This window comes from uncultured Roseovarius sp., assembly GCF_947489715.1.
Lineage (GTDB): Bacteria > Pseudomonadota > Alphaproteobacteria > Rhodobacterales > Rhodobacteraceae > Roseovarius.
Genome location: NZ_CANLER010000001.1, coordinates 557,308 through 583,567, shown reverse-complemented (window position 1 = coordinate 583,567; position 26,260 = coordinate 557,308). Strand labels below are relative to the sequence as shown.

The 26,260-nt window shown below is 58.5% G+C and carries 21 protein-coding genes; 5 read left to right on the top strand and 16 right to left on the bottom strand.

All coding sequences use genetic code 11. The annotated features are described in order from the left end of the window. The 6 genes from Q1B27_RS02890 to mgtE all read right to left on the bottom strand — a co-directional run bounded on the left by Q1B27_RS02890 (position 1) and on the right by mgtE (position 6,387). Complete coding sequence (locus Q1B27_RS02890) at positions 1 to 1,779, bottom strand: SLC13 family permease (RefSeq protein WP_299844858.1); 1,779 nt, start codon at positions 1,777 to 1,779, stop codon at positions 1 to 3. Beyond that, positions 1,779 to 2,720, bottom strand: a complete 942-nt coding sequence (locus tag Q1B27_RS02885; protein WP_299843332.1) for a DMT family transporter — start codon at positions 2,718 to 2,720, stop codon at positions 1,779 to 1,781. Before Q1B27_RS02885 ends, Q1B27_RS02890 begins: the two co-directional genes overlap by 1 nt. Next, the gene (locus Q1B27_RS02880; protein ID WP_299843329.1) at positions 2,717 to 3,529 is read right to left on the bottom strand and encodes a TIGR00282 family metallophosphoesterase; all 813 of its coding nucleotides are present in this window, start codon (positions 3,527 to 3,529) and stop codon (positions 2,717 to 2,719) included. Before Q1B27_RS02880 ends, Q1B27_RS02885 begins: the two co-directional genes overlap by 4 nt. A 39-nt stretch (positions 3,530 to 3,568) precedes the next feature. Then, positions 3,569 to 4,042, bottom strand: coding sequence for an OsmC family protein (locus Q1B27_RS02875; RefSeq protein WP_299843326.1), 474 nt, complete (start codon positions 4,040 to 4,042; stop codon positions 3,569 to 3,571). A gap of 360 nt (positions 4,043 to 4,402) precedes the next feature. Next, the gene (locus Q1B27_RS02870) at positions 4,403 to 4,960 is read right to left on the bottom strand and encodes a 5-formyltetrahydrofolate cyclo-ligase (protein WP_299843323.1); all 558 of its coding nucleotides are present in this window, start codon (positions 4,958 to 4,960) and stop codon (positions 4,403 to 4,405) included. Continuing rightward, positions 4,957 to 6,387: a magnesium transporter gene (mgtE, locus tag Q1B27_RS02865; protein ID WP_299843320.1), complete on the bottom strand. Its 1,431-nt coding sequence runs from the start codon at positions 6,385 to 6,387 to the stop codon at positions 4,957 to 4,959. Before mgtE ends, Q1B27_RS02870 begins: the two co-directional genes overlap by 4 nt. A 134-nt stretch (positions 6,388 to 6,521) precedes the next feature. On the opposite strand from mgtE, the gene guaD reads away from it, so the two are divergent. Further along, positions 6,522 to 7,811, top strand: a complete 1,290-nt coding sequence (gene guaD, locus Q1B27_RS02860; protein ID WP_299843317.1) for a guanine deaminase — start codon at positions 6,522 to 6,524, stop codon at positions 7,809 to 7,811. 57 nt (positions 7,812 to 7,868) lie between these two features. Here the strand turns inward: guaD and torT are convergent, their stop codons facing one another. Beyond that, the gene (gene torT / locus Q1B27_RS02855; RefSeq protein WP_299843314.1) at positions 7,869 to 8,927 is read right to left on the bottom strand and encodes a TMAO reductase system periplasmic protein TorT; all 1,059 of its coding nucleotides are present in this window, start codon (positions 8,925 to 8,927) and stop codon (positions 7,869 to 7,871) included. 71 nt (positions 8,928 to 8,998) lie between these two features. Here torT and Q1B27_RS02850 point away from each other — a divergent pair, with 71 nt between their 5' ends. Beyond that, positions 8,999 to 11,941, top strand: coding sequence for an ATP-binding protein (locus Q1B27_RS02850; protein ID WP_299843310.1), 2,943 nt, complete (start codon positions 8,999 to 9,001; stop codon positions 11,939 to 11,941). Here Q1B27_RS02850 and Q1B27_RS02845 read toward each other — a convergent pair. Continuing rightward, on the bottom strand, positions 11,914 to 12,615 hold the full coding sequence (locus tag Q1B27_RS02845; RefSeq protein WP_299843304.1) for a response regulator: 702 nt from the start codon (positions 12,613 to 12,615) through the stop codon (positions 11,914 to 11,916). The two genes, Q1B27_RS02850 and Q1B27_RS02845, sit on opposite strands and share 28 nt — an antisense overlap. A gap of 169 nt (positions 12,616 to 12,784) precedes the next feature. On the opposite strand from Q1B27_RS02845, the gene Q1B27_RS02840 reads away from it, so the two are divergent. Continuing rightward, positions 12,785 to 13,732, top strand: coding sequence for an ABC transporter substrate-binding protein (locus Q1B27_RS02840; RefSeq protein ID WP_299843301.1), 948 nt, complete (start codon positions 12,785 to 12,787; stop codon positions 13,730 to 13,732). Between the two features lie 686 nt (positions 13,733 to 14,418). Beyond that, positions 14,419 to 16,236 (top strand): ATP-binding protein, encoded by a 1,818-nt coding sequence (locus tag Q1B27_RS02835; protein WP_299843298.1) that lies wholly within the window; start codon positions 14,419 to 14,421, stop codon positions 16,234 to 16,236. 32 nt (positions 16,237 to 16,268) lie between these two features. On the opposite strand, the gene Q1B27_RS02830 is transcribed toward Q1B27_RS02835, so the two are convergent. From Q1B27_RS02830 to Q1B27_RS02810, 5 genes are all read right to left on the bottom strand, one after another. After that, positions 16,269 to 19,055 carry an ATP-binding protein gene (locus Q1B27_RS02830; RefSeq protein WP_299843296.1) on the bottom strand — a complete coding sequence of 929 codons (2,787 nt, stop codon included), beginning with the start codon at positions 19,053 to 19,055 and terminating at the stop codon, positions 16,269 to 16,271. A gap of 701 nt (positions 19,056 to 19,756) precedes the next feature. After that, a complete protein-coding gene (locus tag Q1B27_RS02825; RefSeq protein ID WP_299843293.1) occupies positions 19,757 to 21,319 on the bottom strand; it encodes a trimethylamine methyltransferase family protein in 1,563 nt (520 codons plus the stop codon). Positions 21,320 to 21,422: 103 nt separating this feature from the next. Next, positions 21,423 to 22,307, bottom strand: a complete 885-nt coding sequence (locus tag Q1B27_RS02820) for a DMT family transporter (RefSeq protein WP_299843290.1) — start codon at positions 22,305 to 22,307, stop codon at positions 21,423 to 21,425. Continuing rightward, positions 22,304 to 22,999 (bottom strand): HAD family hydrolase, encoded by a 696-nt coding sequence (locus Q1B27_RS02815; protein ID WP_299843287.1) that lies wholly within the window; start codon positions 22,997 to 22,999, stop codon positions 22,304 to 22,306. The genes Q1B27_RS02820 and Q1B27_RS02815 overlap by 4 nt, the downstream gene beginning before the upstream one ends. Before the next feature lie 16 nt (positions 23,000 to 23,015). Continuing rightward, positions 23,016 to 23,300 (bottom strand): DUF3572 domain-containing protein, encoded by a 285-nt coding sequence (locus tag Q1B27_RS02810; protein WP_299843284.1) that lies wholly within the window; start codon positions 23,298 to 23,300, stop codon positions 23,016 to 23,018. Positions 23,301 to 23,387: 87 nt separating this feature from the next. On the opposite strand from Q1B27_RS02810, the gene Q1B27_RS02805 reads away from it, so the two are divergent. Beyond that, complete coding sequence (locus tag Q1B27_RS02805) at positions 23,388 to 24,779, top strand: diguanylate cyclase (protein WP_299843281.1); 1,392 nt, start codon at positions 23,388 to 23,390, stop codon at positions 24,777 to 24,779. A gap of 4 nt (positions 24,780 to 24,783) precedes the next feature. On the opposite strand, the gene Q1B27_RS02800 is transcribed toward Q1B27_RS02805, so the two are convergent. From Q1B27_RS02800 to Q1B27_RS02790, 3 genes are read right to left on the bottom strand one after another with little or no spacing between them, the layout of a single operon-like run. Continuing rightward, positions 24,784 to 25,296, bottom strand: coding sequence for a periplasmic heavy metal sensor (locus Q1B27_RS02800; RefSeq protein ID WP_299843278.1), 513 nt, complete (start codon positions 25,294 to 25,296; stop codon positions 24,784 to 24,786). Next, positions 25,296 to 25,667 (bottom strand): hypothetical protein, encoded by a 372-nt coding sequence (locus Q1B27_RS02795; RefSeq protein WP_299843275.1) that lies wholly within the window; start codon positions 25,665 to 25,667, stop codon positions 25,296 to 25,298. The genes Q1B27_RS02800 and Q1B27_RS02795 overlap by 1 nt, the downstream gene beginning before the upstream one ends. Beyond that, positions 25,660 to 26,238: an RNA polymerase sigma factor gene (locus Q1B27_RS02790; protein WP_299843272.1), complete on the bottom strand. Its 579-nt coding sequence runs from the start codon at positions 26,236 to 26,238 to the stop codon at positions 25,660 to 25,662. The genes Q1B27_RS02795 and Q1B27_RS02790 overlap by 8 nt, the downstream gene beginning before the upstream one ends. Between the last annotated feature and the right edge of the window lie 22 nt (positions 26,239 to 26,260).

Sequence of the window (26,260 nt, the reverse complement as noted above, 5' to 3'; positions counted from 1 at the left end):
CTAAAGCGGCCAGATCATCGGGATCAGGAAGCTTGCCAGCATGCCCACGGTCAGGTTCAGTGGGATGCCCACGCGCATGAAATCGGTAAAACGATACCCGCCCGGCCCGTAAACCAGCGTATTGGTCTGATAGCCGATGGGCGTGGCGAAACTGGCGCTGGCGGCGACCATCACCGCCACCACCAAGGGCCGCGCGTCGATGCCCATCGCATCGGCCAGCCCGATGGCGATGGGCGTGACGACGACGGCGACAGCGTTGTTTGAAACCAGTTCCGTCAGGATCGAGGTCAGAAGGTAGATCGCCCAGATGATCATCACCCCCGGCAGCATCGACAGCGCCGGCGCGATGACCTCGACAATGAGCATGACCGCGCCCGATGCCTGCAATGCCGCGCCGACCGCAAGCATCGAGAAGATCAGCGCCAGCAGCCGGCCATCGACAAAGGAAAACGCCTCGTCCGCGTCGATGCAGCGGGTCAGGAAAATCAGCGCCACCGCCAGAACGGCCAGGAAAAAGATCGGCGCCACACCGAACCCCGCCAGCGCGACGATCCCCACCAGCGCGGCGATGGCGATGGGCGCATGGCCCCTACGATAGGCCCGTGCAGAGGGGTGTGAGACATCGACCATATCCATGTCCCGCGACAGGCGCTGGATATCCTCGGGCGAGCCTTCCAGCAGCAGCGTATCGCCCACCCGGACGATCAGATCGTCCAGTTGCCGCCCGATATTCTGGTTCCGGCGGTGCACGGCCAGCGGATAGACCCCGTAACGCCGCCGCAGACGCAGCGTGCCCAGGCTGCGACCGACCATCTTGCAGCCCGGTGTGATCAGCACCTCGACCGTGGTGGTTTCAACCGCGGATACCTGATCGACGCGCTTGAGGCTCTTGTCGCGTTGCAGGCTCAGCAGTTCGGTCATCTGGGTGCGCAGCACCACCCGGTCCCCGACCTGCAATTCAACACCCTGAAGGTTCCGCCTGAGCGACAGATCGCCCCGGATCACGTCAACCAGCCGCACGCCTTCGCGTTTGAAGAGTTGCACGCCGGTAACCTCGCGCCCGACAAGGTTGGAATCGGGCGGGACGACGGCCTCGGTAAAGAATTTCATCTTGCTGCGGTCCGACAGCATATCGGCCATGCTATCGCGGGCGGGCAGCAGAAGCGGCCCGATGAACCGCAGATAGATCGCGCCCCAGAGGACCAGCGCGATGCCCAGCGGCGTGACCTCGAAAATCGAGAAGGGTTCCAGCCCCTCTGCGCGTGCCACACCGTCCACCAGCAGGTTGGTCGAGGTGCCGATCAGCGTCAGCGTGCCGCCCAGAATGGCCGCATAGCTTAGCGGGATCAGCAGTTTCGACGCCGGTATGCCCAGTGAACGCGCCAGTTGCACAAAGACCGGGATCATCACCACCACCACCGGCGTGTTGGACACAAATGCCGACGAGACGACGACAAAGATCATCAGCATCAGGATCGCCATCTTGGGATTGACCCGCGCCTGCCTGTCCGCGATCGAGGTAAAGGCATCCAGCGCCCCGGTGCGCACCAGCGCGCCCATGACGATGAACATTGCGGCGATGGTCCAGGGGGCCGGATTCGACAGCACGTTCAGCGCGGCCTCGTAGGGCAAGAGCCCCAGCGCCAGCAGCAGCGCTGCACCGCTGATCGCCACCACTTCGGTGGGATAGGATTCGCGCACGAAAAGGATGAACATCAACGCCACGACGCCCAGCGCCATCAGGCCCTGCGTGGTTTGCGAGATATCAAAAAGCTGGATCAAACCGGTCGGTCCTCTTGCGATCTGTCGTCACCTTCCCCGATGCCCGCGCCGGGGGCAAGCAGGATGCTGCGCCGGGGTTGCACAAGGAACATACCCATCAGCATCATCGCCAGCGCGGCCCAGACGAAAGGGGAATAACTTTCCTTCAGCAACACAAGCGACCAGACCACGCCAAAGCCTGTCACCAGATAGCTGGTCTGCGCCGTAAAGACCGACCCGGCCCGCCCGACCATCCAGACATAGGCCGCATAGACGATGGCATGCAGGGTCGCGGCGCCGACAAGGGCGATCTCGGGCAGGCCGAAGCTCGCCAGCGGGTTGATCCATTGCCCGCTGATCAGCGCCAGCGGCAGGGACAGCACCATCCCCAGGATCGACGCCCCCAGAATGACCTGCACGGAATCAAGCCCCTGTGTGCCCCATCTGGCCACCAGGTTCCCTTCGGTCGCATATAGCATCGGTGCCAGCAAGGCGATGGGCACAAAGGCCGCCATCGCGCGATCCGGCAGGCTGGCCTCGGGGCCCATCAGCAGCAGGATGCCCGTCAGTCCGACCATCAGGCCCGCCAGCCGGCGCCAGGCGAAATCCTCGTTCCCCATGGCCAGCGCGATGGGCAGTGAAAACATCGGTACGCTTGAGATGATGATCGACATCACCCCGCCGGGCAGACGGGCGGCAGAAAGGTAAAAGAAGATATCCGGCAGAACAGCACCGGTGAGGGCCACCATGATCAGTAAACGCCAGTAGCGACGCCCCAGTTCCACGCGTTTGCCGCGCCAGGCACAGATCGCGCCCAGCACGACCACAACGATGAAAAGCTGCCAGAAGATCAGCCCAAAAGGCTGGTGCCCGGTGCTAACGGCGATTTTCGACAGCGGGACAGACAGCCCCCAGCCCGCGCCCATCAGCACGAGAAACCCGTAGAGCGAGGCGTTCACGGCCCCGCCTGCGCCAGCCTGCCGCCCTGACGGACCATATGCACCGCTGTGGCCTGCCCGGTCTTGTCATCGGTCTCGACATAAAGCCCCGACAGCGTCGCGTCGCCCAGCGCCGGGGTGAACCGCGCCTTGGGCATGCCGGTGACGAAGCGGCGCATGGGTTCGGCCTTGTCCATACCGATAACGCTCAGATAGTCGCCGCACATACCCGCATCGGACTGGAACGCCGTGCCGCCGGGCAGGATCTGCGCGTCACCCGTGGGCACATGGGTATGGGTGCCCACGACCACGCTGGCGCGGCCATCGCAATAATGGCCCATGCCCATCTTCTCGCTGGTGGCTTCGCAATGCACATCGACGATTGTCGCCTGCACCGCGCCGCCCAGTGGATGGCTGCGCAACACCTGATCCACGGCCGAGAACGGATCGTCAAAGGCACGTTTCATGAACACCTGCCCCAGCACCTGTGCCACCAGAACCTTGCGCCCACGCCGGTCCGAGAATACCCGGTGGCCTCGCCCCGGCGCGCCCTTGGCAAAGTTGACCGGCCGCAGGATCCGCGGCTCACCTTCGATGAATTGCAGCATGTCCTTCTGGTCGAAAGCATGATCGCCCAGGGTGACGCAATCGGCCCCGGCCTCGAGCAGCACCTTGGCATGCGCCCCGCTCAGCCCCATGCCGCCGGTGGCGTTTTCGCCGTTGATCACCACGAAATCCAGCCGCCAGTCTTCGCGCAGACGCGGCAGCATCTCGGTCACGGCCTTGCGCCCGGCGCGGCCCATAACATCGCCTAAAAACAAGATCTTCATGGGTCAAGCCGTAGGCGGCAGAACGCCCATGCGCAAGCCCTAAGCGTCCGCCGTCAGGTAGCGTGCGTCGTAATCGACCGGAAAATTGACCGAGCGCGCGATGAAGCAGGTCTTGTGTATCTGGTGGTGGATCGTATCGGCCAGCGCCAGATCGGTGCCGTCGGGCACGGTGATCTGAGGGCGCAGCGTGGCGCGCAGAAAGCGGCTGGCACCAGTCTTGTCGGTCTCTCCCACTGCCAGCGGATCATCGGCATAGGACTGCACGACGATGCCCGCATCGCTGGCCAGATGCAGGTACCACAGCATATGGCAGGCACTTAAGCTGGCAATCAGCAGATCCTCGGGATTATGCAGGGTCGGATCGCCCCCCAGCAATGGGTCGTTCGAACAAGGGATCACCGGCTTGCCCGGCGTTTCCACATTCCAGGTCCGGTCATAGGCGCGGTAGCTGGTCGTGCCCTGCCCCCGGTTCCCGGTCCAGACCACGCGGGCGGTATAGTCATGTTCGGCCATTGGCTGTCCTCTCACAGGTGTCGCTGCCACATCACCTGATCAGAGAGATGAGGACAAGCGCTTTGCGTCCGATTATTGACCATGAACTGAGGGCGAGCGCCGGACCGTGGGGTGGCGCTGAAACGTATCAGCGTGGCACTTTATCCTCGCCTAATCCCCCCTCCTTCACCGGAACGCGCGAACCTCACAGAAGCGCCAGCCCGTCGGGACGGTCCGGCGCTCGCCCGGCGCCTGCGGCTTGATTCCGGGCGGGGTGGCGGGATCGAATGTTTGTCTCGTCCGCATATCCAAACAAAAGACACTACATATCCAACCAACAGGCATCACCGAAAACACGCCGCATGCTGGGCGATTGCGTCGCTAGAAGGTGATCACCTCATTCTCGGTCACCATCATGTCCAGCGGCTGATCCGTGGGTTCCAGTGGCAGGTTCTCGGCCTCCTGCGCGGCATAGGCGAACCCGATGGCCAGCGTCGGGCGCCTGGCCCGCAAAAGCTCGATCGTGCGGTCATAGAAACCGCCGCCATAACCCAGCCGCCCGCCATTGCGGTCAAACGCCACAAGTGGCACCACCAGTATTTCCGGCTCAAAGAAATTGTCCACCGCCGGGATCATCGCCCCGAACGGGCCGTCCTTCAGCGCGCAGCCCGGCTCCCACCGGGAAAATTTCAGCGGCAGGCCAAGGCGCTCAATCACCGGCACACCGACAGGTCCGTGGGCGGCGGCCTCCTCCATCGCGGGCAACGGATCAATCTCGGTCCGGATCGCCATGAAGCCCGACATCGGCACACCGCGATGGCCCGCCAGAACCCCCGATAACAGCGCTGCACGGCCGGGGCCTGCGGCCTCATGCGCCAGCTTGCGCCGGGCAAAGGCCGCCTTGCGCGCCGCATCCTTGATTGCCTGCAAATCGCTCATAGTAGCACCGCCGCCGCCAGCCCCAGAAAGGCGAAAAACCCGACCACATCCGTGACCGTCGTGACAAACGCGCCCGAGGCCAGAGCCGGGTCAACACCCACACGGTCGAGGATCACCGGAATGACCGTGCCCGCAAACCCGGCAACGACCAGATTGATCACCATTGCGGCGGCGATCACATATCCCAGTTCCGGCCCGCCGAACCACAGCACGCCAACGACGCCCATGACCACGGCAAAGATCAGCCCGTTGATCAGCCCGACCATGCATTCGCGGCGGATGACCCGCCACACGTTGCTCGAGGTCAAATCCTTGGTGGCAATCGCACGCACCGCCACCGTCAGACTTTGCGTGCCGGCATTGCCACCCATCGACGCCACGATCGGCATCAGGACCGCCAGCGCCACAAGTTGCGCGATCGCCATCTCGAACTGGGCGATGACCAGCGAGGCCAGGATCGCCGTAACCAGATTGACCGCCAACCAGGGGAATCGCCGCTTGGTGGTGTCGATCACCTTGTCGCTGAGGCTGCTTTCACCAACACCGGCAAGGCGCAGGATGTCTTCCTCGTGTTCTTCATCCAGCACGACCATCGCGTCGTCGATGGTGATCACGCCCACCAGCCGTTCATTTTCGTCTACGACGGGGGCCGAGATCAGATGATACTGGTTGAAGGCATAGGCCACGTCTTCCTCGTCCTGTGTGACGGGGATGGTGTGAAACGTCTCTTCGACCAGTGAGGTCAGCATCACCACACGGGGTGAGGCCATGATCTTGCCCAGCATCACGTTGCCCACCGGGCGCAGCTTGGGGTCGACCAGGATAATGTGGTAGAATTGTTCCGGCAGATCGTCCTGATTGCGCATGTAATCAATGGCTTCGCCGACATTCCAGTGCTCGGGCGCCATCACCACTTCGCGCTGCATCAGACGGCCGGCGGAATATTCCGGATAGGTCAGCGATTGCCGGACGGCCAGCCTGTCGCTGTCTTCCAACACTTCGAGGATGGCGTTTTGCTGCGCGTCCTCCAGATCCTCGACCAGATCGACCACATCGTCGGAATCAAGTTCGCGCACCGCCTCGGCCAGAACCTCGGGATGGAGGATGCCGATCACTTCCTCGCGGATCGAATCGTCCAGTTCGGTCAGCAGATCGCCGTCGAACTCCTCGCCGTAAAGTTCGACCAGGCGGCGGCGGTCAAAGGCGCTGATCTGTTCCAGAAGGTCGGCGATGTCGGCCGCGTGCAGCGGCTCCATCTCGTCCCACAAAAGCTGCTGATCGCCCAGATCGACCGCCTGGATGATCCGCGCCACCGCCTGCGGGTTCAGCAGATAGGCGTCTTCCTCGCGCTCATCCTCGCGCTTGTCTTCACGATCGTCCTCGGGGCGGTCCTTGTCGGGGTCGTGTTGGTCAAGTTCGTCGGCCATGCGCCCCTCCACTTCGTGATTGCCTTGAGGATTAAAGAAGCAGCTTCGGGAAAACAATGAAAATAGGCAGATTTACCTTGTGATTGGCGATGCGTATCCTGTCTGGCGGCAATCAAACAGGAGCGCATGGCGCCATGACCCATCCCGATACCATCCTGACCGGCCAGGTCCTGTCCTTCACCCGCTCACCGTTTGACGGCGATCCGGCGGGCGCGGCAGAGGTGACCGAGGCGGTGCTGATGCAGGGTGGCCGGATCACGGCGACCGGATCGCGCGCGCGAATGCAGGCGATGGCCCCCGGGGCTGAACTGCAGGATCAGGCCGACGCGCTGATCATGGCGGGCTTTGTCGATGCCCATGTGCATTACCCGCAGACGGCGATGATCGCCAGCTGGGGCAAACGTCTGATCGACTGGTTGAACAGCTATACTTTCCCCGAGGAAATGAAGTTTAAAGATGCCACCTATGCCACTGAAATCGCGGGCCGTTATCTTGATCTGACCCTTGCGAATGGCACGACAACCGTTTGCAGCTACTGCACCATCCACCCCGAAAGCGTTGACGCGTTTTTCACCGCCGCGCAGACCCGGGGACAGCGTGTCTTTGCCGGCAAGACCTGCATGGACCGCAACGCGCCCGAGGGGCTGCGCGACACCGCGCAATCGGGTTATGACGACAGCAAGGCCCTGCTGGAAAAATGGCATGGGGTCGACCGGCTGTCTTATGCGATCACGCCGCGGTTCTCCCCTACCTCGACGCCCGAACAGCTTGCGGCGATGGGCGCGCTCTGGTCCGAGCATCCCGATTGCCTGATGCAGACCCATCTGAGCGAGCAGACCGACGAGATCGACTGGGTCCGGTCGCTCTACCCGCAGGCGCGCGATTATCTCGATACCTACGAAGCGCACGGCCTTCTGGGGGCGCGCGGGCTTTATGGCCATGCGATCTATCTTGAGGATCGCGAACGCGACCGCTTGCGCGAGGTGGGTGGCGCGCTGATCCACTGCCCCACCTCGAACACCTTCATCGGTTCGGGCCTTTTCAATACCGCCGCGCGCATCGCCGAGGGGCTGCGCGTGGGGCTGGCCACCGATACCGGCGGCGGATCCAGCTTTTCGATGCTGCGCACCATGGCTGCCGCCTATGAGATCGGACAATTGACCGGCACCGCGCTGCATCCGGCACAACTGATGTGGCTGGCCACGGTCGGGTCGGCGGAAACCCTGCATATGAACGGTGTGATCGGCAATATCCAACCGGGCACCGAGGCCGACGTGATCGCGATCAACCTCGCCTCCACCCCTGCCATCGCCCAGCGTCACGCCCAGGCCGATGATCTATGGGAAGCCATCTTTCCCACCATCATGATGGGCGACGACCGCGCGATCCGTCAGGTCTGGATCGCTGGCCGCCCCGTGGCGTAGCAGCTCACACCCCTAAAGCATCACGTCGCTATTGCAGGGCCGCAAACGGCATCAAACCTAGTTCAGCCGAAACATCGGTTGAAATGCCGGAGGGGCCAGCGACCCGTCGGCCCCAATCTCGTCCAGATTATCGCGGTCGACGATGACGACACGCGGGCCGACATGGGAAATCTCAAGCTTCCCTTCCAAGGCCCGTACTGCCTGCTCTATCGCCAGTTGACCCTGCAGGACGGGAAAATCCGTTGGCGCAGAAAGAATGCGGCCGCGACGAATGCCTCGAAACACCGCATGGGTCATGTAATCGGACACGATCCCGATCTTGTCGCTCAGTCCCCGGGCGCGAAGAATTGAAACCGCGGCCTCGGCGGCTGGGGCGCTGCCAACGATATAATCGACATCCGGACGTTCGATCAGCGCCTCTTCGACAAGCCGGACCTGAATTTCACGGCCGGTATCGCCCCATTTCGTCACGACAATCCGGGCTGAGCTTTGTTGTAATGCTTCTTCGAACCCCTGCTGGACGAACCTGACCCAGCCCGCACCTTCGGGGCCCGGAAACCAGGCCAGCTTGACCGGCGGGCTGCCCTTTGGATGTCGCTTGGCGATGGCCAGACCCGCCGCGGCACCCATCTGCACCCAGGACACGCCCGATTTTGCGCTGATTCCATCGCTGGCAATATCATTTACCGTCGCGATCACCGGTCTGCCCTGTGCGATCTCAAGCAAGGTTTCGGTCAACCCGTCATAAGACACGGTGCCGATGACCAGTGCATCCGCACCCTCGCGCATGCATTCTGTGATCTGTTCAATCTGACGGTCGATATTGGGATAGCCACCTGCCTCAACCAGCCTGAAGGAGACCCCCAGTCGCCGCGCCTCCTGAACCATGCCATAATTGACGCTCAGCCAGTAGGCATCCTTGAGATGCGGATAGGCGACACACAGGTTCCAGTCTTGCGAGGCCGATTCAATGCGGCTGTACCGGATGGACTCGGTATCGCTGGCATAATCCATGGGCGTCAGCCAGCGTTCCAACGCCCAATCGTCCAGCCCATGGACAGGTGCTGCCAGAGCAGCCGTAAAAAGCCAGGTTGAAAAGCCAGCGAGGAACTTCATTCAGAAACACTATGCCAAGCGGCGTGGCTTCGCAATTTGCAGAAATCGGGCGCGGGCAGTAGGTTTTTTAGATGAAATGGCGCATTGGCCTTGGTGAGCGATTGTTTCTGGCGTTCCTGGCGATCGCCGGTGCACCGGCACTGGCGGGTTTATTTGCATGGATCGAGCTGCGCGATATTGCCCAGACCCAGGCCAGCATTGCCGAACGGACCATTCCCCGGATCACCGAAGTGCGCGCCATTGCCGAAGACAGCGCCCGGATCGTCGTCGCCGCGCCCGAACTTGGCAGTGTTTCCACCCAGGAAGCACGGGAAAAACGCAAGGCTTTCCTGATCTTTCACGTCAAGGCGTTATCGGATCGTCTGAACAGTTTTGAGGGGCCGGACGGGTCGGACAAGTCGGAACTGCGCCGAACCACCGCGCAGATCGGCGCAAAGATACGCGATCTGGACAGCCTGGTGGAACACCGGATCGAACTGGCAAAGGCACGGGACGAAAGGCTGGACATCATCCTGAAGGCGGCGGCGGATTTGGTGGAAATTTCAGAAACGCTGGTTGCCAACGCGGATATGGCCACCACGGCCATCATTTCTTCGCTCTACGAATTCGACAACGATCAGGAAAACTACTTCGACGCGCTCGACAAGTTGATAGAGGTCGATTTGTTCCAATTGGGGTTGATGTTCGAATTACGCTCTCGCGCGTCGGAAATCGGGCTGATCATCAACCAGATTTCGAATGTCGATGAACGGGCCGACCTTGTCAGGCTCCAAGGTGAATTTGACCGGCTGCTTGCGTTTATCGCGCGGCGTGTGTCCGCCATCCGCGATCCCGTTCGGGCGGGTCAGGCAACCGATCTGCTGCAAATTCTCGGCGTAAACTCCGCCGATCAGGCTGCGAAGGACATCTTTGAAATCCTGACGCGAACCTTTGTTATCAAAGAGAAAATCGTCTGGGTGCAGAACGATATCGCCGTGCTTGCCCAGACATTGGGGCAGCAGGCGACCGATCTGGCACAAAGATCGCAGGAAGAGGCCGTTCTTTCCGGTGCAAAGGCCACAAGCGATATACGTGACAGCCTGATCCGGCTGACGGTCATTGCCTCGGTGGCCGCGCTTGCATCGCTGACGGTGCTTTGGTTCTACGTGCGTGGCAACCTGACAAGGCGGCTTGATCTGCTATCGCAGCACATGAAGGCGCTGGTCGAGGGTGATCTCGACCTGAAAGTCACCCCAGCCGGGTCAGACGAGATCGCCCAGATGGAGCGCGCGGTCGAGGTGTTTCGCAAACAGGCCATCGTTAAACGCGAACTTGAAGAAGAGCGGGAGCGAACCGAACAGGAGCTGCGCGCGCATCGCGAGGAGTTGCAGCGACTGGTTTCGGACCGGACGGCGCAGTTGGAGCGCGAGGTTGAGGCCCACGGTGCGGCCCGCGAGCGGGCCGAACAGGCGAGCCGGGCAAAATCGGAATTCCTGGCGATGATGAGCCACGAAATCCGCACGCCGATGCACGGGGTTCTGGGAATGTTGCGGGTTCTGCCCGAAGATCCCCTGACCGATACCCAGATGGACCGGTTGAACGCCGCGCTTGTCTCTGGCGAAAACCTGTTGGGCATCCTGAATTCAATTCTCGACCTGTCGAAGATCGAAGCCGGGCGGGATGTGGTAAACAACATGCCCTTCGTTCTGGGTAATCTCTTGCAAGGCATCATCTACCTGATGGAACCGGTGGCCGCGGAACGGGGCACAAATCTGAGCCTGGATGTAGACGGCAGATTGCCTGAGGTGATCATCGGGGACATGAACAAGCTCCGGCAGATTTTGTTCAACCTGCTGTCCAACGCGATCAAGGCGACATCGGATGGCGATGTCGTTCTACGGGCCCGTCTGATCAATGTGACGGACAGCAATGTCGATCTGGTGCTCGAGGTAAGTGATACGGGTGAGGGCATTCTGCCCGAGGCACAGGAACGTATCTTTGATGCGTTCGAGCAGGCCGATGCATCGGCGATGCACAGGCTTGGCGGTACCGGCCTCGGGCTTGCGATCTGCCAGCGCTTCATCACGGCCCTGGGGGGCACGCTGTCGGTGGAAAGCACGCCGAATGTCGGTTCGATCTTTACGATGAGAGCAAGTTTCGGCCTGGGCGACAGGGCGATGCTGGATCAGGGCACGATCCCCCTGAAGGCCAGCTACGCCCTGACACCGCTCAAGGTTCTGGTGGTCGAAGACAATGAAATTAACCAGATGGTGGCGGACGGGTATCTGAGGAAAATGGGGCACGATGTGTGCCTGGTTGATCGCGGCGCGGCGGCAATGAAACTTGCGGCCGAAAAGGATTTCAACGTGATCCTGCTGGACATCAACCTGCCCGATGTCAATGGCACTGACGTGGCACATCATGTCCGGCAATTGCCCGATCCCAAACGCGCCGGGACGCCGATCATCGCCATGTCGGCGCATGTTTTCGATGACCAGATTGATGCGTATCTGAAGCAGGGCATGGATGCATTCCTGGCCAAACCCGTTTCACCGGAACGATTGATGAATGCGCTTTCGGCAGTGATTTCCGACAACCAGACCAAAAATGTCTTCCCGTCCTCCAGATCCCAAAGCGGTGATGATCAGCAGGCCGGCGCGCTGAAAGACAGTCTTGCCGCCGATATCGCCGCGATCGGTCAACCGCAGGTCGGGCGGATCGTCGATCTCTATCTTCAGCAGGCCCCCAAGCGGATCGCGACAATCCGGCAGGCAATCAGGCAAGGTGATGCGGAGGGCGCGCGGCAAGAGCTGCACAGGCTCAGGGGGGCTGTGGCGAATTTTCATCTGTCGACCTTCCAGCGACAGCTCCACCATGCCGAAGAGCGTGCACGCGACGGGGATATCGAAGCGTTGACAACCTGCCTGCCCGCCCTGGAGCAGGAAGTCGTCATGTCAGAACGTCTGCTTGCACGTTGCTGGGCCGAGATTTCCGCTGACCGGCAAAATCACTCAAGCGCCGCGGTGAATATGTAGCCCTCACCATGGGCGGTCGAATTGATTTGCGGTGCCCTTGGATCACGTTCCAGCTTGGCTCTCAGGCGGCGGACCAGAACATCAGCTGTCCGTTCGTTCACCCCGTCCGACCGATGGGTGATACCTTGCATCAATCGCTCGCGGCTCAACACCAGGCCCGGATGCATCGTCAGGATCTTGAGAAGCTCGAATTCGGCGCGCGTCAGCGGCACCAGATCACCCTCGCGCGATGTCAGCCAGCGTCCCGACAGGTCAAGCTGAAACCCGTCGAAATGGCGCACGTTACGGGTCAGTTGCCGGGCCGCCTGCGTTCGCCTGAGCAGGTTTTTTGCCCGCGCCAGCAGTTCGCGCTTGTTGAACGGTTTGACCACGTAGTCGTCGGCGCCAAGTTCCAGCCCCACGATCCGGTCAACATCGTCGGAACGGGCGGATACAAGAATGATGCCGATCTCGGACACGGCACGTAGTTCCCGGGTGATTTCCAGCCCGTCCTTGCCCGCCAGGTTGATGTCGATAATCAGCAAATCGGCCGGATCGTGCTGAAGGATCGCATCCAGTTCCGATGAATCTTCCGCCTCGCTGGTGCGATAGCCCTGCGCATCCAGATAGCTTGTCAGCGTCATCCGGGTGACCGGCTCATCCTCGACAACGACAATATGGGACCGATCAGGCACGCGCGGGCTCCTTGGAAAGCATGTTGTTAACAATTTTTAACAATTCAGTAAAGCGCGTTCATCTTGGCCCGTAGATTGGTTCACATCCCGGACTTACCTTCCCTCGCAGGAAGACGGTGTCGTCTCGACGTTTCCTAAAAAACTTTGAACCACTTTCAGGGAGAAAATAATGAAAAATCAACTTGCTATTGGCCTTACGATTGGTGCCTTGGCCCTGCCGGTCCATGCGGCCGACAGTTCTGATCCGATCGTCATTCCGATCCATAACTGGTCCAGCCAGATTGTGATGAGCAATGTCGTGGGGCAGATACTCGAATCCATGGGCAATAACGTTGAATTCGTCACCACCGACAGTCAGGCGGTCTACGAGTCGATCCGTCTGGGCGACGTGACACTCGAACTTGAGGTGTGGGAAGGCGCCTTTGGCGCGTCGTTCCGTGCGGCCCTGGAAAAAGGCGGCATTGTCGATGTGGGTAACCATGATGCCGTGACCCGCGAAGACTGGTGGTACCCGATGTGGACCAAGGAGGCCTGTCCCGGCCTGCCCGACTGGAAGGCCCTGAATGACTGCGCGGAACTATTCGCGACGGCGGAAACCGGCGGCAAGGGTCGCTATCTGGATGGACCGGTGGATTGGCTGAAGCACGCGCAGGAACGTGTGGATGCGCTGGACATGAACTTTACCGTGATCAACGCTGGCTCCGCCGCGGCACTGTGGGCGGAAATCGGTGCTGCCGAGGCTGACAAGAAGCCGGTTGTCGTGTTCAACTGGACGCCGAACTTTGCCGAAGCCGTCTGGCCCGGCGAGTTTGTCGAATTCCCCGCGTGGGAAGATGGCTGTGACAAGGACCCAGCCGTGGGCCCGAACCCGGATGCACTATATGACTGCGGCAACCCGGCAAATGGCTATCTCAAGAAAGCCGCGTGGGAGGGCATGGAAGAGAAATGGCCGGATGCCTTTGGCGTGCTGAGCAAGATCTCCTTCACAAATGCCCAGATTGCTCAAATGGCCGTGCTTGTAGACGTCGAAGAAATGGAGCCCGATGAAGCCGCGGCAGTCTGGCTGGAAGACAACGAAGACGTCTGGAAAGAGTGGTTGCCAGGCGGCAGCAGCTAACAGCGTTTCCGATTGCTTTCGTCAAAGGTTCGATCCTCCTGACTGGATTTTCAGGAGGATCGACGCGATTCAAATCCTTCTACTTACATCTAACCCACCCTCGCCCTGACAAGCGGTAAGGTCAGGCCCCGGTGCAAAAAACAGCACTGATTTGCACCAAGCAGCAGGCCTTAAACGCAATTTCGCTCAGCGATGGCGGTGCCTAAGTTGCTGATAATGGCCATCCGCCTATCTCACCATCAATGCATCCCGCAGCGTCCGGGCAACGTGAGCCTGGACCGGATGCACTGCGTTTGGCAGCTTCAAGGCCATTTTGACCGATGCTGTGCAAAGTTCGAATGTCTGAATATGATGACCTGAGCACCCCCAATAGAATGGTCCAGATTGCAAGTCGCAGTAGCTTTGTTGAAGGGTGACGGAGCGATGAGTGAACTTGCACTGTAGTTTGATCTGCATGCCAATCAGATCAAGCAGTGTAAGGACGCTGACATCCAGTTCAGCATCAACGGAAATGGTGCGTGGCGCGGCAACATCTTCGTAGAACGACTAGGGTATCTGGGTCTGATAACAAAATTTGCGACAAATCCGTTATTGTGAAGATAACCACACGCAGCGATTGCGACTAGGTGACTCAATCATAGTTGGGTAAAACAGAATACGCATTGTAGACAAGGAACGACTGGTCTTTGACAAATTTTCAGCATCCTGAAATTCCCGCTCGCATCCGGGCGCAACAGGTTTATGCGTTATCTCGATTGATGCCTGCGCTGATGATCGTGAACCTGGTGAATGCTGCCGCATTGGTCTTGGTGCTTTACATCACCGCGCAATTCACTCTCGGGATCGCAATCTGGGCCTTGGTGATTGGATTTGTCTCGGTTCGAACGCTGCTTCAGAGCCTGCACCAACGCCGAAAGGCGGCGCCAGAGATCGTCAGCCGGCGCGCCATACTTAAGGTCGTTCGCAGCTCGGTCATGTTCGGCCTGATTTGGGTCTATCCGAGCATGTTCGTGCTGCCATCAGTGGACGGCGGAGCGCAGGTTTTCACGGCCGCATTGGTCACCGGAATGATATGTGGCGGGGCAATCACGCTCTATCCCATTCCGCTCGCGGCCGTCTCCTATTCCGGCCCGGTTGCCGTCGGCGCCTTGGTTGGAATGGTGCTGGCGTCAAATCCAGTGGCGATCGGCCTCTCTGTCATCGCGGCCAGTTTTTTCTTCATTTTCTTCCAGGTCATCCAACGGCACGCTCAGCTATTCGTCTCTGAATTCGTGGCAAAGCTTGACCTTGAAGAGAGCAACAAGGCGATTGAAAAACTGATGGCCGAGACCAGAACCGAGGCGAGCGAAGAAAAGCGCCGCTCGGAAAAGCGGTTGGCCGAGGCCCAGAAGATGGAGGCAATTGGCCAGTTGACCGGCGGTATCGCCCATGATTTCAACAACCTCCTTGCGGTGATTCAGGGCAATGCCGAACTGTTGGAAGAGCTGAAGTCAGGCGAGGACTCCAAACCCATAACATCGGCGATCGTCCATGCTTCACAACGCGGTGCCGAACTGACGCAGCGCCTGCTGGCCTATTCCAGGAAACAGCCGCTGAGACCGGAGGTGATCGACACACGCAAACTTGTTTCAGACATGTCCGATGTTCTGCAGCGCATGCTTGGGGAAACTATCGTGGTTTCGGTGGGTTCACGAAACGGCGTCTGGCGCGCTCTTGCCGACCCTGGCCAGGTAGAAGCCGCGCTCTTGAATCTGGGCATCAACGCCCGGGATGCGATGCCACATGGCGGTGAACTGATAATTGAATGCGCAAATATCACTTTGGATGAAGACAGCAACATTGATGGCTCTGAGATCACAGCCGGGGACTATGTGGTCCTTTCGGTATCGGACCACGGGGTTGGAATGTCCGAGGAGGTGCGCGAACGCGCTTTTGAACCTTTCTTCACTACGAAGGGGGTTGGCAAGGGCAGCGGCCTTGGTCTTTCCATGATTTATGGCTTTGCCCAGCAATCAGGCGGCCAGGCGACAATATACAGCGAAGAGGGTAAGGGCACGACGGTCAAGCTGTACCTGCCGCGGGCCTATTCCGAAACGGAAAGCCCGGTAAAGCCCAACGACGAGGCCGTGCCGCGCGGGCAAGGAGAAACCATTCTGGTGATCGAAGATGATCCGGCAGTTCGGAATCTGGCCGAGATGATGCTCAGGAACCTGGGATACAATGTCATCTGCGCCGAAGACGCGAATGAAGCACGGCGAATTGTCAGTGGACGGAGCGAGATCGGGCTCGTGTTGTCGGATGTCATCCTGCCGGGAGGTGCAAGCGGGCCGGAGTTCGCCGAAGAGCTCAGGACCGGTTATCCAAAGATCAAGGTCATCTTCATGTCCGGCTATCCGGCCGAAGCCGCAATGAAAAACGGCTTTCTCAACTCTGACAGCGTGCTGCTGAACAAACCCTTCCGAGTAGCTCAACTCGCAAGAGCCATGAAAGAGGCTCTCAGATAATCACATATGCCCAGAAAATACGCCGGTTCTTATCACAGATCTGAAATGGCAGTTTCGACCGCTCTAAGCAGTGTCTTGCGCGACACTGGCTTCATCAGCCGAACATCATCTGGTCTCAGATCTTTGTCTTGGACCGTCGTTTCGCTGGCATATCCTGAAACGAATATGAACGGTATTCCAGGATTTAAAGCACGGATCTCCCTGGCTAAAGATGGGCCTTGGAGCCGCCCAGGCATGACAATGTCCGTAACAACCAGGTCAAACTGATCGTCGCTACATAGAATTTCAAAGGCCTTATCGCCACTATCTGTGCTGACCACCTCATATCCGCCGGCCACCAGCGTCCTTTCCATCACCATCAGCACATCTTCCTGATCTTCGACTAGAAGAAGCCGTTTTCCGGACCGCTCACGCGAGGCATAGTTTGGCTCGTCGCTATCCTGCGCGCTGCTTTTAGGGAGTTCATCCTTTGTAGCGGGAAAGTAAATTTTAACACTCGTTCCCTTGTTAGGCTTTGAATCGATCCTGATTACACCACCTGATTGTTTCACGAACCCTTGCACCATGGACAAACCCAACCCCGAGCCTTTGCCAACAGTTTTTGTTGTAAAAAACGGATCAAATATCTGATCGAGTATCTCGGGTTCTATCCCGCTACCATTATCCGTTACGGCCAGCATGACATATCGACCGGGTGGTATGTCCTTGTTTCGACCTTTAGCATTTTCCAAATCGATGTGAACGTTGCTTGTCTCTACGACCACCTGACCGGAGCCATCAATTCCATCGCGCGCATTTACGAGCAAATTGACTAGCGCGCTTTGTACAGAAGCCCGATCGACCATCGTTGGCCAAAGATCCGGCTGCTGAATGGTGTCGATTTCGATGCGACTTTCGATAGTTCGGCCGACCCAGTTTTCTGTTTCCTTCACCACTTGGTTGAGATCTATCTTTTCGGGGACCAACTGCGCTTTACGAGCATATGCCAACATGTTCTGAGTTAGCTCTGCCCCTCTGTTTGTCGCTTCGACCGTGCGGTCAATCAGGCCGACTGAAAGTGGAACATTCAAGGACTCGCTTTGCACCTGATCCCTCAACATCTCCTGATTTCCCAGGATCACAGCCAGCAAGTTGTTGAAATCATGCGCGACGCCTCCAGTAAGTTGACCGATCGCTTCCATCTTTTGAGCTTGTCTTAAACGTTCTTCCGCTTTCAGGTAGTCGGTCATGTCAATCGAAGTGAGAATGATACGTTCGTAGGTTTCTTCGCATCCCGATACGACTGACCATCTAGCCATAACTGTCCGTTCCTTACCGTTCTTTCGGACAATTTTGCTCTCGTATTCAACAAGCCCCTCACCGCTAAAGATTGCTAGAAAGATCTTTTTAAGTGCCGATTGAGCGCTCGCGCTCAAATTTCTCGTAACCGATACCGTAAAAGCCGATTTGTCCGTGTATCCGTGCAGTTCAAGCGCTTTCTGATTGGCATTGCGCACGATAATTTTGGAAGCGCACTCCAGAACGATTTCCGGGTGCTTCTTGAAATACATCGATAATTCGGAAGCGCTATTCACCGGAAGAGCGTGCAGCGTTTCCTTGACCTTTGAAAAATCCTCTTCTCGGACTGATATAGGTTGGCTTTCAAAAAGGCTTTTGAATCGTTTCTCGCTTTTGGCCAAAGCAGATTCGGCTTTGAGTTTTTCGTTGATCTCGTTGCGAAGCCTTTTATTGGCATTCTCCAAATCTTCAGACTTTCTAGCTTCTGCTGCCTTTGCGCCCGCAATTTCAGCAGCGGTCCGGACCACGCCCTGCTCCAGATTGTCAAACTCTCTGATGCTCGCAATCGATTTGCCGGGAAGCGCCGGTTGGATACTCTTGCCATCCGCAACAGCTTCCACCGCTTCCTCAATATGTCTAACACGGCGGGAAAGTCCGGAAGATATGACCAACGCCACCAACCACGAAAACAACAGTCCTGCGATCAATACCAGGAGCGCGTTTTTGTTGATATGGTCGGCAAATGCCTGCAACTCGTCAACAGGCTGCGGCACCATAACGCCCCAACCCGTTCCTTCTGCAAACGCAAATCCGGCAATCATCTCGGTCTGCATGACCGGAGAGTAAAATCTGGCGACACCAGTCTCGCCAGCCATGATCCGCTGGACTATGGAAATGCTGGAAAGGTCAGCCGCCTTATCGGTCCATTCCGCGCTTGGATGGGCAAGAATATGCCCTGATCGGTCGACGATTGCCGCGTGGCCCCGCTCGCCGAAACTGATATCTGCCTGGAGGATTCTAAAGTATGTCGTATGAATCGCTCCAACAACCAGCAACCCGTTTTCAAGCGTTACCAGGAATATTCGGGGCGGCTCGCCTTCGACCGCTACCACGTGCGAAATGCCTATCCCTTCTTGCGGCACCAGGCGTAAAAAATTCTGCAGCCGGTCCTCTGGGATAAATTTCGGGCAGGCATATTGAGTGCCAAAATACTCGTGTATGACTTCACCCGTTTCCGGGGAAGCAACGCAAATGTGCCGAAAGTGCAGAACTTCAAAAATGCCCTTTGCTTCGATCGCTTGCCCCCTGGAAATCTGCGGAGCGAAAGATCCAAATGCCGTTGTCAGGTCACGATGGTACACCTGCAACGTCGAGCTCAAGTTCTTTGCGATCAGCAGATGTCGCTCATGAACCTCGTCGACTTGGCTTTGCAGGGCTGCCGAATGCGGCCATAGCCAGAAGACCGCAAGCGGTAGGCCAGAGGTCAAAAGAAAAGCCATGACCAGATACGCGCGAATTCGAAATTTCAAAAACTTTTTCAAATTAAAATGTCCCCATCACTTCGGACAGATTAGCAGTATTTCTGAGGTGTATCGAGTAAAGGAATAATGCTGATTTCAGTTGCTCGAAGCGCATTCAATACGCGTCATCGGATCTCTGCCGGTAAATCGCTAAGTTGGGAACGTTGCCGAGAAAGCTAAATCCTACAAGCTGCCAATTGAAAACCAATATCATTATTCCCGCTAATCTCGAAAATCAGAAGTGGAGTTGAGACGCAGCAGCCTCACCGTTTACCCCGCTGAACGGGCACCTTTGAAGCAAGAATTTCCGTACTGTGCACCAAGGCTCGGTTAGTCAGGCCACGCCGCGGCATCTGGCATGTCCGCCGCCAGAGGATTTGATTTAGGAGCGACCGTGAAACTTTAGCCAGACAAACACCACGAATGACCGATAAAGGGTCCGAAATCTCAATTCACTTACTTCGGAACCGCAAAGCAAGGTTCGCTGATCGCCAAACCTTCTACGAACAAAATGCCCGGTAAACCGAAAGTGCCATCGGAAACAAATGCAGCAAATTGGTACTTTGTCCGCAGAACCGGCACCCGTCACCGCACGCCCCGTTAAACCCACCAAACACCGATCCCGGCACCGACGTAATACCGACAAAATACCGACGTTATACCGACAGGCGTTTTCCAGCGTTTTCAGAGCGTTAACCTGATTCTCCGTGGCAGGACGGATATCAGAAATCTGTCGGCGCCCCGCCTTCAGATTTGCGGCGCTCGACAAAGGCGGCAAGCTCCTCACGGATGGCATCCTCCATGACCGGTGCATCAAAGCTCGAAATGATGTCCTTGTAGGTCTGGTGCGCCCTCTGTGCGGTCCAGATGCCCCCTGCGGCTTCCCAGGCCTCGAAATTGCGCCAGTCGCTCAGATAGGGTTGATAGAAGGCTGTCGTGTAGCGGTCCTGCGTGTGCTGAATGCCAAAGAAATGGCCCTGGTCGCCCACCTCTTTCACCGCCTCCACCGCGATCTCATCAGGGCCGGTAGCGATAAGCATTGGGTCCATATATCTTTGAATTTGTTGCAGGATTTCGCAATCCATCACGAATTTCTCGGGGGATGCGATCAGTCCGCCTTCAAGCCATCCGGCGGCGTGGTAGACCATATGCGCCCCTGCCTGCACCGCGGACCACAGGCTGTTCGACGTCTCCCACATAGATTGCCCATCGGGCACATTGGCCGCGCAAACCCCGCTCGCGCGCATCGGCAGGTCGTAGAACCGCGCCAGTTGTCCGGTCATCTGCGTGGCACGCATGTATTCCGGTGTGCCAAAGGCGGGGGCACCGGATTTCATGTCGACATTGGACGTGAAAGTGCCGATTGCGCAGCACGCGCCGGGCCGGATGATCTGGGCCAGTACCACCGCCACCAGCCCTTCGGCCAGCGATTGCGCCACAGCTCCAGACATGGTGACAGGCGCCATCGCACCCGCCAGAGTAAAGGGTGTAACAACAAGGCCTTGGTTGCGTCTCGCTAGCCGCATCCAGCCATCCAGCATCGGGTAATCATGCTTGAGGGGTGAGGTCGAATTGATGTTGGTATACATCTTCGGACCCGCTTCGAATTCCGCATCCGTGTGACCGCCCGCGATGCGCACCATCTCCATGACGTCCTCAACGCGTTCCTTGCCCAGACAATAGGCGTGGGCCACCTTGTCGGTCAGCGTCAGCTTGTCATACAGCACGTCCAGATGGCGGATGCTGGCATGGATGTCTTGCGGCTCTACCGGGTAGCCGCCGACGAAATGGATGCAGTTGAAATACTGACTTAGTTTCAACAGGTTCTGGCACATTTCTCGTGTGCCGGTGACCTTCTTGCCGATCTCCATGTCCCAATAACTGGGCGGCGACGAGACGTTGCCGAAGTTCAGATGATTGCCCCCGATTGTGATCTGCCGTCCCGGATTGCGCGGCGTGATCGACCATTGGCTCGGGGCCTTGGCGATCATCTCCATCACGAAATCGCGGCCCATGCGGACGTTTTCACCGTCGATCGTGCAACCGCCCGAACCGCGTAAAACCTCGACGGCCTCCTCGTTCAGAAATTCGATACCGATCTCTTCGAGAATGCGCATCGCACCGTTGTGAACGGCCTGAACGCCGGCCTCATCCAATGGTTCGGTTGGACGATCCGTGTTGCGCGGCGGGGCCCAGGGCATTTGTTCGATAGCCGCACTGCCGCGCCGCTCCGCGCTCCCGGCCCGTCCACCGCTGCGTTTCCTGCGATTGCTGTCGCGTGCCATACCTGCACCTTCCGCTTGACCTCTGCCTTCACGAAACACCTGCGATGGAGTGGTTGTATGCCGTTTTGCGACGCAGATTGTCGCTTTTGTATGTTGATGTGGTTTAGGCGGGCGACGCCCCGCGCCGTCCGGTCAGAATCAGGTAACCCGCCAGGCTGACAATCACGATCATCCCGCCCAGCAACATGCGGCTTGTCGGGGCTTCGCCAATGACCAGCCAGACCCAAAACGGCCCCAACACGGTTTCAAGCAACATCAGAAGGCTGACATTGGATGCAAGCGTGTAGCGTGACGCCAGCGACAGTGAGAAAAACGACAGTGGCAGCACCACCGCACCGGTTGCGATCATGGGCGGGATCCACCCTTGCATCATCGCCTGAGGCCCGATGACCAGAACGGACATGACACCTGAAATCAGTGCGCCGCACCCGATCAGCAGGGCGATCGGCAATTCCGGGCGGGCGCGTAACGTGACAAAATTCAGCGCAAGAACAACGGCCACCCCCAGGCCCAGCCCTGCCCCTGCCAGCGCGGCCAGGTCGAATTGGACAGCGCCCTCTGCTTTGCCGGAAACCGCAATGCCAATCCCCGCGATGACCAGCACGATCGTGACCCAGGTGGCAGCAGGCGTGTGCTCTCCGATGATCAGCCAGGCGAAGATGGCCGCAAAAACCGGTACTGCCGCCAGCCCGAACAACACCACCGCCACCGGAGCGATGGCAATCGCGAAGCAAAAAAGTAGTGAATTGAAGAATTGACAGGCGATGATCGTCACCCCTGCCCTTGTTGTCATATGACGCAGGTCCTGACGATAGGTGCGGCTTTGCGTCAGCCACAGCAGGATCAATACCGTTCCCATGCAAAGACCTCGCCACGCTGTCATTTGCAGCCCGCTCATCTCGGAAAGCCGCATCAGCATCGCATCAAAGGTCAGAACCAGAGTTCCGAAAAAGGCCAGCCAGATCCCGAAGTGGGCCTGGCCCGTCATTGCGTCAGCCAGGCAGGGATATGTCCGATGTCGGGAAAGATGATGTCAGCATAAGGGGTAAGCTCTTGGCTTTCTGCCAACCCGGTCAGGACGCCGATGGTCTGCATGCCCGCTGCCCGACCCGCAATGAGGTCGTGGGTGCTGTCGCCCACCATGGCCACACGGTCCGGCGCCAGCCCGGCGGATTTTGCGAAGGCCAGCAACGGACCCGGCGCCGGCTTTGCCCCAAACCCTGAATCGAACCCGGCGATAAAATCGAAATGCCCATCAATGCCGGCAGATTTCAGGTGCGCCCGGGCGGAATATTCATTGTCATTGGTCATCACGCCCAACGCGAGACCCTGCGCGGCAAGACCCGAAAGGTAGGGTTCCAAAGGCAGTGACGGGGTCTGCGGCACTTCTGAGGCGGTCATCATCAGATAGTGTTCGATTTCTTCTACTGACCGTTTCGGCAACTCCTGCGCGATGCATTCAGCAGCTTCACGATTGGTGCCCGCAATCACCGGGCTGGATGGCAGAAATTGCTCGGCAACGAGGTCATAGTGCAGCACCGTCGCCAGGCGCGCAGTAACGGCGTCGTCGCCCCCCGCCAAGTCGCGTATGACAAAAGCCGCCCAGACGCTCCAGGTGGCGTGGAAATCGAACAATGTGCCGTCCTTGTCAAAGAGGAGGCCGTCAACCTTTGTTGCCAAAATGTTTTCCCTTTGTTTATGTCCAGTTCACGTGTTCACCGCCCGGCAATGCCATTCTGGCGCGCATCAGACTATCATTTGCGATCCCCTGCGTGGCACAGAATTCGATCACCCAAGCATCATCCATCATCACGAAATCCAAGACCGAGCCAAGAAACACAGGGTCTTGCGCACCCTTGCGCATATCTTCTTCACTCACACCGGACGCGCCCATGAAAATCGGCAGCAGTTCCTCGTTGCCCGCAAGCCAGGTAAAACATTGCAAAGCTAGGGTCTCGGCGAATTCACGCGCATGGCTCATCGGTCTTAAAATCCAGAAAGGTTTTTTTAACTTCTGACACGGATATTCAGCTTACGGAAGGGTCAAGTCTGAAAGGCAAATTTCCCTATGTCAGGTAAAATTCTGATCGTTGATGAACTGGCGACAAATCGCATTGTGCTGAAGGTCAAACTTTCAGCCGCCTATTACGACGTTTTCCAGGCCCGCTCGGGGACTGAGGCGCTAAAAATGGCCCAGAAGTTTCAGCCAGACCTGATCATCGCCAGTACTGAATTGTCGGATTTCGACAGTAGTGCATTTGTGCGCGCGGTTCACAACTGCGCGACGATCGACGCTTTACCGGTTATTCTGATCCTTGCCCAGGACACACCCCAGGCACGCATCAAGGCGCTTGAGGCCGGTGCCAGCGAAGTCTTGTCCAAACCTGTTGATGAAACCTTGCTATTGGCGCGCTTGCGCAGCCTGCTGCGGCAGCGTCACATGGATCACGACCTCAAGCTACATTCGGGCACTGCGACCGCCCTTGGCTTCGCCGAAGCACAGAAAACCTTTGTGCGCCCCGGTCGCGTTGCCGTTGTCGCCCAGAAAAAACCCGACGCGACCCGGCTTCGTGCGACGTTGTCAGCCCGGGCCAACCATGAATATCTGGCCATGTCCTCGGACTGCGCCGGTGGCGCACCAAATGGTTCGAAACAACCGGATATCTTTGTTCTGAAATTTGACGCCGATGCCTGCGATGACGGGTTGCGCCTTATGGCTGAACTCCGTGCGGCACCGGGAACTCGCAATTGCCCGATCATTGTGCTCCTGCCGAACGAAAGCGCCAAACTGGCCGCTACGGTGCTGGATATGGGCGCGAATGATGTCATCTGCGGCGAAATCGACCCGCATGAACTAACCTTGCGCGTCAAAACACAGTTGGACTTCAAGCAAAGCGCCGATCTGATGCGCGACCAGTTGCATATTGGGTTGCAGGCTGCGGTCATCGACCCGCTGACCGGGCTTTATAACCGCCGCTACGCCCTGCCGTTTCTGGATCGCTTGATCCGTTCTTCTCAGGCCGATGGGCGCAGCTTTGCCGTCATGGTGGCCGATCTCGATCACTTCAAACAGGTCAATGATCGCTACGGGCATGCCGCGGGCGATGCGGTTCTTTCGCGGGTCGCCGATACGCTGCGCGCCAATTTGGGTGATGACGATTTGATCGCCCGTATAGGCGGTGAGGAATTCCTGATCGTCACGCCAGATACCAACAAGACCCAGGCACGCCAGACTGCCAGCAAACTCTGCCGGATCATTCAGCAGACACCGATAAACGTTCCGGGGCAGCGTGAACCGATCGAAGTCACTGTCAGCGTCGGGGTTGCAATGGGCCAACGCGCGTCTTGCAAGCCCGCCATGACGGTCGAGGGCCTGCTGGATCACGCCGACCGGGCTCTTTACGGATCAAAGGCGGACGGGCGTAACACTGTAACGCTTTGCGCGCGCACCGCCGCCTGACGGATTATTCACGACCTTCTTTTTGTCGGCCACGGTCGCTGTGCTTTTCCAGAGCGCGCAACAGACGGTCGGCATAAGCCACACGCTCCTTGGGTTGCATTTGCGTCAGACGCTCCAACAGCAACGACTGACCCAGGGCAAAACGTTCGCGAAACACGCCACGATGACGCGCAAGGCGTTTTTTGACCAATGCTGGTTCAAAAGGATCCGCCTTGAGATCACGCACCAAAGCTTCAAGTTCCGCTTTCATATCGGCACGAGGTACACCGCCGTTATCGCGATAGGTCTTGCGCATCTGGCGCGCGATGGCGCGCCGGTCCTCACGTGTCAACGCCTGGGTCAGCGGCCCGCCTGCCAAATCAAGACGCGGCGGATCGTGCGACCGCCATTTCGACCAGGTTAGCATCGCCCCGCCAACAGTGCCCAGAACCAACAGGTTCAGGGCCAGTGAAAAGACCAGCAAAACACGCACCCAGCGTTTCGTGCCGCGATCAGTTGCCTGAGTCTCGTCTGCCATCAAAGCGCCTCCTCACCTAGATCAAAGCCCGAACCTGCGGCAGTGTCGATCATAAAGGTGGCATCATCCTGTCCCAGATAGACACCTGTCGCGTCCGACAGGAACCCGGGCGGAAATACTCCCAGCCAGACCCCGGCAACCGTCGCCGTTGCCAGCCCGGCCACCGCGGGCCATCCCCCCAGAACCCGAAAAAGATCATTCAAAATACCGGGACGTTCGCTGCGGTCAGGCACTTGAGAGAACCCGGCCTGCACGTTCATCGCGTCGGACAAAATCCGCTCCATCAGGTCGCCAGGTGGCGCCGGAACCTTCCGCTGTACAAGATCAAGAAGGTCTTCTACCATTTTGTCTTTACTGTGATTTTCAGTCATTTTGATACCCCAGTTCTTCGCGTCGATCCGACAGGTCGGCGCTGAGTGCCCATTTTCCCCGTGCCGTCAGACTTTCCACCGCCTCGGTGCTGATCTCCATGATCTCGGCAATCTCGGGATTGGCCAGCCCTTCGATATGGCGCAGGATCACCGCCTGCCGCTGACGGTCTGGCAAACGGTTCAATGCGGCCTGCAAGGCCACCGTTCTGTCCTGCTGCTGCAGCCGCTCTAGCGCGCTGGCGGTCTCATCCTCGGGCTCGGGCACAGCGTCCAGCGCGACCCCCCGCGCACGCCGCAACCGGTCGGTGCAAAGGTTCGCCACGACCCGGTAAAGCCAGGTGGTGATCTGCGCCTCACCGCGCCGCCAATCTGGTGCGATCCGCCACAGCCGCAACAGCGCCTCCTGCGTGACATCCTCGGCCTCGGCGGCCACACCTAGCATCCGGCAGGCATGGGCATAGATACGCGGCGTCAGTCGCAATGTCAGGGCACGCGCGGCACCCTGATCCCCTGCTGCATATTGCATCAGCAACGCCTCATCGCTTTCATCACTCATGGCATCCAGCGGCATTTCCCCTGCCCGTCAACCAAAT